This is a genomic window from Parvibaculum sp. (genome assembly GCF_002684405.1).
Taxonomy (GTDB): domain Bacteria; phylum Pseudomonadota; class Alphaproteobacteria; order Parvibaculales; family Parvibaculaceae; genus Parvibaculum.
In genome coordinates, this window is record NZ_NYVD01000010.1 from 1 (window position 1) to 12,812 (window position 12,812).

General features: G+C 57.8%; 12 protein-coding genes and 1 pseudogene. 10 read left to right on the plus strand and 3 right to left on the minus strand.

The genetic code is table 11. The features are described 5' to 3' along the window. Positions 1-148 precede the first annotated feature (148 nt). Positions 149-742 carry an efflux RND transporter periplasmic adaptor subunit gene (locus CMI59_RS01150; RefSeq protein WP_293323566.1) on the minus strand — a complete coding sequence of 198 codons (594 nt, stop codon included), beginning with the start codon at positions 740-742 and terminating at the stop codon, positions 149-151. A gap of 307 nt (positions 743-1,049) precedes the next feature. Between CMI59_RS01150 and CMI59_RS01155 the strand changes: the two genes are divergently transcribed. From CMI59_RS01155 to CMI59_RS01175, 5 genes and pseudogenes are all read left to right on the plus strand, one after another. Continuing rightward, entirely contained in the window at positions 1,050-1,673 is a 624-nt protein-coding gene (locus CMI59_RS01155) for a TetR family transcriptional regulator (RefSeq protein WP_293323569.1), read from the plus strand. A gap of 56 nt (positions 1,674-1,729) precedes the next feature. Beyond that, positions 1,730-3,079 (plus strand): annotated as a pseudogene (locus CMI59_RS01160) (TolC family outer membrane protein). Positions 3,080-3,185: 106 nt separating this feature from the next. Next, on the plus strand, positions 3,186-3,539 hold the full coding sequence (locus tag CMI59_RS01165) for a MipA/OmpV family protein (protein WP_293323572.1): 354 nt from the start codon (positions 3,186-3,188) through the stop codon (positions 3,537-3,539). Then, a complete protein-coding gene (locus tag CMI59_RS01170; RefSeq protein WP_293323575.1) occupies positions 3,536-3,877 on the plus strand; it encodes a MipA/OmpV family protein in 342 nt (113 codons plus the stop codon). Before CMI59_RS01165 ends, CMI59_RS01170 begins: the two co-directional genes overlap by 4 nt. A gap of 15 nt (positions 3,878-3,892) precedes the next feature. Continuing rightward, on the plus strand, positions 3,893-4,873 hold the full coding sequence (locus CMI59_RS01175; RefSeq protein WP_052479599.1) for a lipid A deacylase LpxR family protein: 981 nt from the start codon (positions 3,893-3,895) through the stop codon (positions 4,871-4,873). A gap of 30 nt (positions 4,874-4,903) precedes the next feature. Here the strand turns inward: CMI59_RS01175 and CMI59_RS01180 are convergent, their stop codons facing one another. After that, positions 4,904-5,518: a TetR/AcrR family transcriptional regulator gene (locus CMI59_RS01180; RefSeq protein WP_293323580.1), complete on the minus strand. Its 615-nt coding sequence runs from the start codon at positions 5,516-5,518 to the stop codon at positions 4,904-4,906. A 260-nt stretch (positions 5,519-5,778) separates the two neighbouring features. On the opposite strand from CMI59_RS01180, the gene CMI59_RS01185 reads away from it, so the two are divergent. The 5 genes from CMI59_RS01185 to CMI59_RS01205 are packed head-to-tail and all read left to right on the plus strand — an operon-like array spanning position 5,779 to position 11,769. Next, positions 5,779-6,264: a PaaI family thioesterase gene (locus CMI59_RS01185; protein WP_293323583.1), complete on the plus strand. Its 486-nt coding sequence runs from the start codon at positions 5,779-5,781 to the stop codon at positions 6,262-6,264. Then, positions 6,261-6,752, plus strand: coding sequence for a PaaI family thioesterase (locus CMI59_RS01190; RefSeq protein ID WP_293323586.1), 492 nt, complete (start codon positions 6,261-6,263; stop codon positions 6,750-6,752). The genes CMI59_RS01185 and CMI59_RS01190 overlap by 4 nt, the downstream gene beginning before the upstream one ends. Then, positions 6,742-7,644, plus strand: coding sequence for an alpha/beta hydrolase (locus tag CMI59_RS01195; RefSeq protein ID WP_293323589.1), 903 nt, complete (start codon positions 6,742-6,744; stop codon positions 7,642-7,644). Before CMI59_RS01190 ends, CMI59_RS01195 begins: the two co-directional genes overlap by 11 nt. A 37-nt stretch (positions 7,645-7,681) precedes the next feature. Further along, on the plus strand, positions 7,682-8,734 hold the full coding sequence (locus CMI59_RS01200; RefSeq protein WP_293323592.1) for an efflux RND transporter periplasmic adaptor subunit: 1,053 nt from the start codon (positions 7,682-7,684) through the stop codon (positions 8,732-8,734). Then, positions 8,731-11,769, plus strand: coding sequence for an efflux RND transporter permease subunit (locus tag CMI59_RS01205; RefSeq protein ID WP_293323594.1), 3,039 nt, complete (start codon positions 8,731-8,733; stop codon positions 11,767-11,769). The genes CMI59_RS01200 and CMI59_RS01205 overlap by 4 nt, the downstream gene beginning before the upstream one ends. A gap of 88 nt (positions 11,770-11,857) precedes the next feature. Here the strand turns inward: CMI59_RS01205 and CMI59_RS01210 are convergent. Next, positions 11,858-12,812, minus strand: a 955-nt coding sequence (locus tag CMI59_RS01210; protein WP_293323596.1) for an aldo/keto reductase, incomplete at its 5' end; no start/stop codon positions are given.

Below are 12,812 nucleotides of genomic sequence, written 5' to 3' on the forward strand. Positions count from 1 at the left end.
GGCGGCTGGTCCACTGCTTGTCGCTGACTTCACGCTCGGTACCAATGATGTCCTGAACTTTAACGATTTTCATGGGCGTATCTCATGGTTGGTTGGTCAAAATCGAGTGAAACAACTTTATAGTATAAACATTAGGCATCTATATAGTTCAAGCGGCCCTTTCCTCCCGCCACTGGTTATACCCCTCTAGCGCTTCCCGGCTGACATTGCCCGGTGTGTCCGCTCCGAACGCCGCCAGAGCGCTTAGCGTGCGATATTTTCCGTTTCGTGAGGTGGCCCTAATCAGGCTCCCTTCGGGCAGATCTTCAAGGCTGGTCACGCCATTGACCGGAGCCCTGACGTCGGTATACCCCAAATTCAGTTCAGCTACCGTAACGCCTGCCTCGGCAACAGCCAGATTGGCCTGGGCCAGTTCCAGGGCGGAACGGGCGGAGTCACGATCCCGTTCACTGACGGCATTACGCTCGTACAACGAGGATATGCGATTCCATTCCCGCTCAGCCTGGCGGAGATCCGCTTCCGCCACCTGGCGTTGAGCCTTTGCTCCCTGCAGTGCGGCTTCCGAAGGCTTGGGGTCAATGCGGAACAGAGAGTCACCCTCACTGACAATCTGGCCTTCGCGATACAGGCGTTCCTCGAGGATGCCCTGAATCCGGGCGCGAACTTCTACTTCCCGAGCCCCGCGAGCCCGACCGGCATAGTCCTGGCGCACTGTCACGTCGGTTGTTTCAGCCGTTTCCACGATGACCTCCGGGGCTGGCCTGCCACTGCCCTCCCCAGCGTTTTGATTATTGTCACCGCTGCAGGCAGCCAGACCGGCCACAAGCACAGAAAGCAATAATGTTCGACGTAGTGATCTGGAGGAATACAGTAGGGCAGCATGCGACGGCATGACGGAGTTCTCCTTGGGTAAACGTTGTTCGAATTGATGGGACAATACCTACATTCATGGATGTATGCAAAAAACTTTGGCATGATGGCGCCCAAGACAAACGGACCCGTATGCACTTTAGCGGTGGGGCCTACACTCAGAATGACGGATATTCACCATGGCCAGAAAAACCAAGGCGGAAGCTGAAGTCACCTATCAGGCTTTGCTGGACGCAGCAGAGCAGGTCTTTCTCAACAAGGGCGTGGCCCGGGCCTCACTGGAGGAAATCGCCCGCACCGCCCAGGTCACCCGTGGCGCGATTTACTGGCACTTCCAGAATAAATCGCATGTTTTCAAGGCCATGCTCGAGCGGGTTCGATTGCCGATGGCAGAGATGACTGAAAACGCCGCTGACGAGCGCACTGGTGACCTTCGGACACTCAGAAACCTGTGTGTGTATGCGCTTCAGACCCTCGTTAAGGATCAACGCCACTTCCGTGTCTACAAGATCCTGTTTCACCACACGGAATCCGAACACGGTCTGCGGCTGCAGGATGAAATGACGCAGGAGTCTATTGATACACTGACGCGGTTTTTCAGCAATCACCCCCCCCATTCATCACTAACCGCCAGTCAGGCCGCCCGTTCGCTGCATACCCAAATGCTGGGCATCTACGTTGATTGGCTCAGGAATCCTGACGCCTACGACCTGAGCGCCGAAGCGGAATGCCTGGTCGATACATTGTTCCGGGGCCTCTGCCCTGAAAACGAGCCATTCCAAACAAACAAGGAAACCCCATGAACAAACGCCTGTTGCCTGGCCTGATGGCGGCGCTTGCAGCCCAGCACGTGCCGGCCATGAACCTGGTCGAAACCTATGAGAAAGCGCTTACCTACGATTCCGGCATCGCCGAATCCCGAGCTACCCTGCAGGCAGAACAGGCCGGCATTGATGTTAGCCGCGCCAACCTTTTGCCCCGGCTCAATGCGTTTGGTGATGCCAGGCACACAGATATCGATCCGGACAACGCCAGCGAAGACTCGTACAAAACTTTCAGCTACGGCGTTGAACTGACTCAGCCGCTGTTCCGCGCTGACGCCTGGTTTGATTTTGAAACCAGCCAGATTCGGAGCGAGGCCGCCCGAGCCCGTTACAACCTGGCGCAGCAGCAGTTGATCCTCGACGTTGCCGAAGGTTACTTCAATGTGTTGCGGGCGGCAGATGCGCTGACCACTGCACAGGCCACCGAGACAGCTATAGGCAGACAGTACGAGCAAGCTCAGGAGCGTTTCGATGTCGGCCTGATCGCCATTACCGAAGTGTATGAGGCCCGCGCCAGCTACGATGATTCCAAAAGCCGGCGTATTGCCGCCGAAAGTGACTTGGACATCGCCCGGGAAGATCTTGCCCGCTTGACCGGAGAATACACCGAACAACTGGACAACCTGCGCCAGGAATTCCCTCTGGCCAGACCCGCGCCCGCGAATCCCACAGAGTGGGAGAAGATCGCGTTGGGACAGAATTGGGAAATCCAGACCGCCCTGCTTGAGCTCGATGCCAGCAAGTCCACCCTTGAAAGCCGCAAGGCGGGGCATTACCCGACGCTGGACCTGAACGCCTCTTACGGTGAAACAGACATCAACGGCCTCGGGCCCGGCGGCACGGGTTCCACCGCCGGCAGTGGAGGCGCCACCCGCTCTGGCAATGGAACGACCACTGAGGGCGTGATCAGTCTGACCCTGAACGTGCCGTTGTACCTCGGCGGCGGAACACAGGCCGGAGTGCGGCAACAGCGATCACTGGTCACGGTGGCCGATCAGGCCCTGAATACCGTTCGTCGGGACGTGCGGGTCAACACCCGCAGTCTGTTTCGTCAGGTCAATACCAATATCGAATCCGCCTCGGCACTCGAACAGACCATCATCTCGCGCCGCAGTGCACTGGACGCTACCCGTGCGGGGTAAGAAGTCGGCACTCGCAACATCGTCGAAGTGCTGGATGCCGAACGGGACTATTACGAAGCCCTGCAAAACTATGCCAATGCCCGCTACGACTACGTACTCAACACTCTTAACCTGAAACAGTCCGCCGGCACCCTCAGCCCACAGGATTTGATGAATCTGAACCGCTGGCTCAGTGCATCGGCGCCAGGCATCGAAGCTCTGGCCGAGGACGATGAAACCATCGACGATCCAACCCGAAACTGAGGACGCTAGCTTTATGTTACGAAACAAATACGCCCCCACAGCGATGGCCCTGTCATTGGTAGTGCTCAGCCCCACCGTGTTTGCAGCCGCTGACTGGCAGAATGCCATGACCAGCCCAGACTGGGATGGCAGCATCGGGGCGGGAGCCTTCTATGCGCCGGACTATCTTGGCAGTGACGACTATGAAACCCGAGGCCTGCCCAACCTGAACCTGAGTTATGACGACCGGTTCTATCTGAATATCCGCGATGGCCTCGGCTGGAACTTTATTAATTATGGCGCATGGTCGCTGTCGACCTACATCGGCTATGTCGGGGGCCGTGATAATGAGGATGACCTGAGCAACCTTGATAAGGTGGACAGTGGGGCTGCCATTGGTTTGCGCGTTGCCCTGGAGGACGGGCCTTTCAATTACAGCGCGTCGGTAAAGACACCGGTGACGTCGACGGCTATCAGTTGACACTTAAGGGAAGTTGGCGAACCCCGCTGACAGAAAACCTTTTCTTGTCGGCCGGTCCGGGCCTCATTTATAGCAGTGAGCGCTGGACGGAGAGCAAGTTTGGAATATCCGAGGCAGAGAGCGCCCGCTCCGGGCTGAGCGCCTATGACGTTGATAAAGGTTACCTGCGCATACGTTTTGGCGGCGCCATGACTTACCGCCTAAGTGCTGATTGGTCACTGACCGGTCTTGCGGGAGTGGCTTACCTGACTGGAGAGGCCAAAGACAGTCCGATAGTTGCGGATATTGGAGATCATGTTCAGGGCTTCGGCGGATTATTGATGAACTATCGCTTTTAACGGGACAAAGCTCTCTTGAGGTTGATCATTTTTTTGTTTGCACTTATTCCCGAATTTGCCGGGGCCAGTTCCGGGGCCTTTAGCATTTCCTGGGACAACGACCTTCTGACCGGCTCGGATAAGGGGTATACCAATGGTGGTCGATTGTCCTATCTGAGTGCCTCGGCAGAAAACAACAACTGCGAGGTGTGTCTGGCCAGAAGCGCCAGAAACGCAATGGATTGGTTGCCCGTTATTGGTCGGACGGGCAACGCTCATGCCTTGACTTTCAGCTTGAGCCAACTGATGGTCACCCCAGAGAACATACAAGCATCTGGGCCGATTTATGAAGACTTGCCTTACGTCGGCTACCTCTCTGGCTCAATCACTCTCTGGAGCTGGAGTTCAGAATCCCTGACCGGCTATGGCATCGGTCTGGGTGTCGTTGGACCGAATTCCGGCGCCGAAGCAACGCAGAAATGGGTCCACAAACTGACCGGCAGCACCAATCCGAATGGCTGGGATAACCAGCTGGGCACTGATGTCATTGGCGAAGTGCACGCCTTTCATGCTCGGCGGTTGTTTCGCGAAAATATCGGCAGTGGGGTGCACCAAGAGATGGCTTGGGTAACCGGTGGCAGGCTGTCGAATTTCGTCAGCAGTGGCGAGCTGGGTATGTCTTGGCGAATCGGCACTAACTTGCCCGCCAATATCATCCCGGATTATGCAGGAGCCTCTTCAACCATTGCCCTGCCGGGCTCACTGAATGCCCCCGGCTCGGGTTGGTCCGTGTTCATTGGTTTGGGTATGGAATTCATACCCTATTCCTATCTGGAGGAGCAGTCAGGGCGCTACGATTATGACCAGCGTCCTGTTGTCGGTCTGGGTGGCGTGGGCGTTGGCTGGCATTCGCCTGGAATCCAGATTGCCATCACACTCAGAGCGACGACCAGTCAGGATGAAAGCAATAAAGATGCACTTTCTTTTGGAACTGTGTCGGCTGCGTATCACTTCTGAGTACCGAGACATTTTCCGGCAGTGTTTACCCTATGCCTTGACTCCTTTATTGATGACACCGTCCATAGCGATCTGCCAGATCAAATCACCAATGGCGTCGAGTGACTGGGCCCCGTTCGGGTCGAACCAGGTTGCAACCCAGTTGAGTGCCCCAAGNCCTATCAGGCGAAGCAAGCGGCCNNCAACATTCTTCCGGACCACGCCCTGCGCAATCATTGTTTCGAGGATACCGGCCCACAGGGACTCGTACTGGTCACGCAGTTCGATGATTTCCTTACGAGCCTCCGGGCCCAGCGCTCGCCATTCAAACAACAGCACGTAAACCGCATCCGAATCTAACAACAGGGCTCGCAGATGCGCGTTGATACAAAGACGCATACGCTCAACCGGGTCGTCCGAGCTGGCGTAAGCCGACTCGACCTCTGCGGTTACCAGGTCGACTCCCCGGCGCATCAGCTCGACAAGCAGCGCTTCCTTGCTGTTGTAACGATAATACAGACTTCCGGGCAGCATATTGCAGGCCTCGGCAATCTCTTTGAGCGACGTCCTTTCAAACCCTTTCTCCCGAAAAAGCCGGGCTGCATTAGACAAAACGTCGCCCTGGTCGCCCGGTTTGCCTGCGGAAGTAATCTGTCTGTTAACCATCGCTTAAGTATCTCCTCAGCAAGCCCATTTATTATTCATCAGAGCGGTCGCCACCAGACTTGCTGCACTGATCGTACGCCATGACCCAGGCGGCGTGCCATTGGTCCGCAAACATAGCCTTGACTTTTGGTTGGTTAACCAACCAAAATCCAGCAACAATACTATTCGGAAGACAATGACATGGCAATGATCGATGAAAATCAGTGGTTTCCCATCACCTCCGCCCCGGTACGAAAGGCATGCCAGGCTGGGCAGATCTGATGACCAAGCCGAACAGAGCTCAGCACAGTAACGCTGTGGCGACGGCGTGGCAGTTCACCGAGCAGGTTCCCCACGGCAGGGAGCTGGGTATGCAGGTTGTCTCGGTAGACCAGGGCCAGGTCTGTATGCGTCTGACGCCACAGTCATGGATGTTCGCCCAAGAGGATACGAAAGAAATCTGCACCAGCGTACTTTACTCGCTGGCAGACTCCGCCGGAGGCTTGGCGGTATTCGCGGGGGCCCTGGAGTTGATGCCCATTGCCACGCTGGATCTGCGCATGGATTATCTGCGCCCTGCCAGCGGCGACCAGGCCCTGTTAGCGGTGGCTACCTGCCGACATTTAACGGACGAGGTCGCGTTTATTCATTGTGACATCCTTAGCGAGGGCAATCGTGAGTTGCTGGCGACGGCAAATGCCACCTTCATGCGCAACACCCAGGGCCAGCAATTCCATGCCGGTGGACGGGGAAAGGAGAGCGCATGAGCACGACTGGCGATTCGGCACAACACATCTCTGGCGCTGCGGAAAGTGGGAAAGAATGTGCTGACTGGCAGGCTCTGCTGGAGCGTATTCCCTACGCACGGCACCTCGGGCTTGAGGTTCAGCGCGGTGATGCAGGTGTATTGGTTCATTTGCCGTGTCGTGAAGCGCTGATTGGCAACTTCATGCTACCCGCGCTCCATGGCGGCGTGCTTGGGGCCCTGATCGAACTCACCGCGCGGGTGGCTGCGCAAAGCCAGGATACGGAGACACGTTGCCCGCGCATTCTCGACAGCCACATCAATTACCTCCGCTCCGCGCAGGCCCGATCGACGTTCGCCAGGGCCGACATTATTCGGCAAGGCAGGCGGACCAGCCTGGTCCAGGTGACCTGCTGGCAAGGCGATGAGAACAAACCGATCGCCACGGGTCAGGTTCAGTTATTGCTCCCGACAATGGCCGCCCAACAAGAAGACCGACATGGACATTAAGCACAACACACCTGAACGCGACGAATTCCAGGCGACGGATGGCGCCGACATCGCACTGTGGCGCTGGCCGCAATCCAAAGCGCGCCCCACGCTGCACTGGGCGCATGCCACGGGTTTCCATGGCCACCTGTACCACCCCCTCCTTGACGAGCTTGCCACGGACGTCAATGTCCTGGCCTGGGACATGCGGGGGCATGGCGCCAGCGCCGGTGCGGCGAATGTTTCGACATTCCGGGGCTGGGATACCTACTATCGAGATATGACGGCTCTGCTGGATAGCCAGGACGAGCCGGTCTGGCTTGCCGGCCATTCCATCGGTGCCACCACCAGCATCATGGCCGCTGCCCGCCGGCCTGACAAAGTGCTGGGCCTGATTCTGGCGGAACCCGTGATCATGGATCCAGTGCAGGGCCTGAAGTTGGGGCTGGCCAAACTGCTGCGCCAGTCACATCGGTTGTCACTGGCCGCCGGAGCGGCACGTCGGCGCAGGGTGTTCGACTCGCACACTGCCGCGCTGGACAACTATCGAGGTCGCGGTGGTTTCAAAACCTGGCCTGAAGCATGGCTGGAAGCCTACGTCCAACACGCCTTCGTGCCGCAGGACGATCAAGTTCAATTGGCGTGTAGCCCGGAGTGGGAAAGTACTACGTTTGCCCATACCGAACACAACCCGTGGCCCGGTATTCGTCGGTTGCGGTGCCCGGTTATTGCGCTGGCTGCAGAACGCGGGTCAACCTTCTCGCCGGCGGCCCGACAACGGCTGCAGACCCTGCTGCCCTCGGCTGGCGTGCGGGTGGTTGAAGGTACAACCCATTTTCTGCCCATGGAGCAGAACGACACCGTTCGCGACGCCATCCTGCAGCTTGCTTTATCCGGATGCCGCGAGAACTGATACCCACACCTGGATTTTGCCAATCAGGACACCTGCCATGCGCTGTATGCTGACACTGTTTATCTCGCTGCTCCTTCTGTCTGGTTGTCAGCAGTCTTCGGAACCGCCCCCAGAGGCTCTCGCCTCTATCCCCTGGGTAAAAACAGTTGTTCTAAAGGCGGCAGACCCAACAGCGCAGAGATTTTCCGGAACCCTGCGAGGCCGCCACGAAGTTCCTCAGGCCTTTCAGATCTCCGGCCGGATTCAACAGCGTTTTATCGATGCCGGTCAGCGCGTGAAAAAAGGCGACTTACTGTTCAAGCTCGACACACGAGACCTTGTGGCAACGGCGGGGGGAGCTGCCGCGGAACTCAAGCGATCAGAAGCAGCCCAGGCCATTGCCACCAATGAGCTCCAGCGTCAGCAGCAACTCGTAGGACGTCAGTTTGTCAGCGAACAAACCCTGCAACGCCTTGAATTGGCAGAGCGCGAGGCGCGCAGCCAGGTGGAAACGGCTTCTGCGCGCAATCAGCAGGCTCAGAATGCTCTGGGGTATGCGGAACTAAAAGCGTCCAACACAGGTGTGGTCACTGAGGTCATCGTTGAACCCGGTCAGGTGGTGGGGGTCGGACAAACACTTGCCGTTCTGGCTGAAGATCAATCGCTGGAAGTGGAGGTTTTTTTGCCAGAGGGCAGTAACCCACCCAGGCGCGGTTATATTCCTTTACCCACTGGCGAACAGCTTGCTGTGAGTCTGAGAGAGATTGCCGGGGCTGCCGACCCCAGAAGCCTGAGCTGGCGTGCCCGATACAGCCTGGAGGGGCCCTACCCCTCATCTTTAACCCTGGGATCGGTGGTGAGTGTCCGGTTAGCACAGAAGCAAACCGCGCCCAGCCATCGCGTACCTCTGGGTGCCCTGGATGAGAGAGGGCAAACGCCGCAGGTCTGGCTGGTCTCCGACGGCACGGTGAACCCCCTTGCGGTCGAGGTAATCGATCTGGGCGAGGAATATGCGCAGATCAGGGCCGATATCAATGCGGGAACGTCCATTGTCGCGTTGGGGACACACCTGCTCACTCCTGGCATGGCGGTGCGGGAGCTGGCGCGATGAGCCTGCCTAATCTCTCCGCGCTGGCAGTGCGCGAGCGTTCGGTCACCCTCTTTTTTCTTTTGCTGTCCGTTGTTGCCGGCTTCTATGCGTTCTCGTCCCTTGGTCGGGCGGAAGATCCTGCGTTCACCGTCCGGTCGATGGTGGTCTCTGTGGTCTGGCCAGGAGCTACACCCGAAGTGCTGCAGAATCAGGTCGTGGATCGTCTGGAAAAGCGAATTCAGGAGGTGGCCTATTTCGATACCGTTGAAACCACTATTCGGCCGGGACAGGCCTCCATGCTTATCCGGTTCCAGGATTACACCCCCAGTGAAAAAGTGCCTGACCTCTTCTACCAGGTTCGCAAACGCATGTCCGATGAGAGGCCCAACCTGCCCCGGGGCGTGATCGGGCCTATCGTTAACGACGATTTTGCGGATGTGTATTTCTCCCTGCTGGCCCTGACGGCACCCGGCATGCCAATGCGTGAACTGACCCGCGAGGCAGAGTCGATACGAGATCGCCTGCAGCGGTTGCCCGGCTTGCAAAAAGCACAGCTCCTGGCGGAGCGTCCTGAGCGGGTGTATCTCGAGTTTGATCAGGACCGGCTCAACAACCTCGGTTTGTCGGCAGAAGACGTGTTACAGGCGATAGAGGCCAACAATCGTCTTGAGCCTCTTGGCTTTGTTGATCTGGCCGGCCCGCGGGTTTACATCCGCAGCAACATCGACCTGTCTGACCTTGAGCGCCTCGCCTCAGTACCTCTGCGTATCGGAGACCAGCTTATCACCGTGTCTGATCTGGCCGAGGTGCGTTTGGGCTATGAAGATCCGCTGAACTACATCGTCCGTTCCAGCGGTGAGGATGCGATCCTCCTGGGCGTCGTCATGGAGGCGGGCGAAAATGGCCTGGCGTTTGGCGAGCGCCTGCGCGAGTTTGTCAATACTGAACAGGCCAGGCTGCCCCTGGGGATGTCAATACAGACCCTGACCGACCAGGCCGAAGCCATCACTCAGGCGGTTGATCTTTTTCAGGTCAAGTTTCTGGTGGCGCTGGTCGTCGTGATGGGGGTCAGCATACTGGCGATCGGTCTGCGCGCGGGTTTGGTGGTGGGCATCGCGATTCCCGTCACTCTCGGCCTGACCTTTTTATTGATGAAAATGGCGGGCATTAACCTGGACCGCATCACCCTGGGCGCGTTGATTATCGCATTGGGCCTGTTAGTGGACGATGCGATCATCGCCATTGAAATGATGATTGTTAAAATGGAGAGCGGCTGGGACCGGGTACGGGCCGCCAGTCATGCCTGGAGCGTAACAGCTGCTCCCATGCTGTTTGGAACATTGGTGACGGTGGCCGGATTTGTCCCCATCGGATTTGCCCAGTCCGGTGTCGGGGAATACACCGGCAACATTTTCTGGGTGCTGGCTTTTTCGTTGTTGATTTCCTGGGTAGTGGCGGTAACCTTCACGCCTTATCTGGGCGTCAAGCTTTTGCCCAACTATCCCGGTCATGGTGGCCAGGACCTTTACCAAAGCGCTTTTTATCAGCGGTTGCGTGGGGTCATTGCCGCGTGTGTACAATACCGGAAAACCGTCGTTTTTATCACGTTGGGTTTGCTGGTGATCAGTGCTTTCGGTATGGCAACTCAGGTGCAGAAGCAGTTTTTTCCGAGTTCTGATCGCCCCGAAGTTTTGGTCAGCGTCTTTGCTCCACAGGGAAGCGCTATCGCTACCACAGATGAAAGTGTCAGACGCCTGGAAGCGATATTGATGGACATGCCGGAGGTGAAAAGCCTTTCCGCTTACATCGGTGCCGGTGCCCCCCGGTTTTTCGTATCTGCCAACCCCGAGCAGCCGGACCCGGCATTTGCCAAGCTGATTGCCATCGGGCAGGACGTTGAAGGGCGCGATCGCATCATCTCGGCGCTGGAAACCAGAATCGCGGTGGGTGAGTTTCCGGAGGCACGAGTGCGGGTAACGCGTTTGCTGTATGGTCCCCCGGTGGCCTGGCCGGTCAGTTTTCGAGTGTTGGGCCCGGAACCAGATCAACTCAGAGAGATCGCGCACCAGATCCGGACTCTTATGACCGGGCATCCGAATATCGTCATGCCGCATCTCGAATGGGATGAGCGCGTACCCACTCTCTATCTTGAGTTGGACCCGGAAAACCTGGGTTGGATCGGCCTGACCCCGGCAGAAGTTGCCCGGCAACTGCAGTTCCAACTTCGCGGAGTGGCCGTCACCGAGCTACGTCAGGGAATAAGGAGCGTTCAACTGGTGGCGCGTAATGCCCGTGGCGAAGTGATGATGCCCGAAGATCTTGAAATCAAGACCCGCGACGGCCGCAAACTTTCCGCACAGCAACTGGGCAAGTGGCAGGTTCGCTATGAGGAGCCCGTTATAAAGCGTTACAACCGTGACCTCTTCCTGGCCGTTCAGGCCGATGTAGAAGGTGCCCAGCCACCGGATGTCACCAAGGAGATCTGGAGTGCGATGACTGGCCTGCGTGAACAGTTGCCGGAGGGTTACCGTATTGAAATCGGCGGTACGGTGGAGCAATCAGCCAAAGCCAATGCGTCCATCCAGACATTACAACCGGTGATGTTGGCGTTGATGCTGATCTTCATCATGCTTCAGATGCGTTCCTTTATCGGCACATTGACCGTTCTGGCCACCGCGCCACTGGGGCTGATTGGCGCTGTGCTGGCTTTGCTGCTGTTTAACCAACCCTTTGGCTTTACCGCGTTGCTGGGACTGATTGGCCTGGGCGGCATCCTGATGCGAAATACCATGATTCTGACCCAACAGGTGCAGGACAACTTCAAAGCAGGGATGGTTGCCCGGGAAGCCGTGGTCGAGGCGGCAGTCCAACGCGCCCGCCCCGTGGTGCTCACTGCCCTGGCGGCCGTTCTGGCGTTTGTACCTCTGACCTTTGACCTGTTCTGGGGGCCGCTGGCTTATGTCCTTATAGGGGGCGTGGCGGTCGGCACTCTGATCACGCTGTTGTTTGTTCCGGCGCTTTATGCACTCTGGTTTCGCTTACAGATAGAAGATTGAAGTAGTCACGGACGTTTACGTGTTGACAGCATAGGCCACTTCTCAAGTTGAGCGGCTGCGCCGCCGGGGCGCAGCGCGATGTGAAGAATCAGGACTCAGTAGAGTCCCTATACCCGGCCATCATTTTCATCATCCAGCCCGGATACTCCTCCGGTATACGGCTCACCTCGTCGAGCGTATTAAGTTCCTCGCCAGACAACCGGATCTGCGCTGCCTGGATATTGGCTTTCAGCTGCTCCGGCCGCTTGGCGCCAACGATAATACTGGATACAGGCTTCTGGTGTAGCAGCCACGCCAGGGCTATTTGGGCCACGGTAACCGGCTCGCCGTCGATCTGCTTTCCGCCGGCAATCTCCCGCATCACCTTGATGACGTCGCTGCCCCGCTCACGGTCGACAGGCGGAAAGTCAAACTTGGCACGCCGGTTTTCCTCGGACACGTCCGGCCCCTCGTATTTACCGGACAGATAACCGCCTGCCAGCGGGCTCCACACCATCAGACCGACGTTCTCAGATTCCAGCATCGGAATAATATCCCGCTCCAGGTCGCGACCCACGAGGGTATAGTGGGCCTGCAGGGATATGATCGGGCACAGGTTGCGGGCCTGGCTGATGCCGATGGCTTTCATCACCTGCCAGGCGGCCCAGTTGGACAGACCCACGTACCGCACATGGCCCTGTCGCACCAGGGTGTTCAGTGCCTCCAGGGTTTCCTCGATCGGGGTGGCCGGGTCAAAACCGTGGATCTGGTACAGGTCGATATAATCCGTTTGCAGGCGCGCCAGGCTCGCCTTGCATTCATTCATGATGTGGCCGCGGGAAGCGCCACGGGCATTGGGGCCCTCGCCCATCGGGCCGAGCACCTTGGTGGCCAGCACGACATCTTCCCGGCGAACGCCGAGGTTCTTCAGGGACTGGCCGACGATGCGCTCGCTGGCCCCGAAGCCATAGATGTTGGCGGTATCGATAAAGTTAATCCCCGCTTCCAGGGCGATCTTCACCAGTTCGTCGGCCTGTTCCTGCTGCAACTGGCCGATCAGCCCC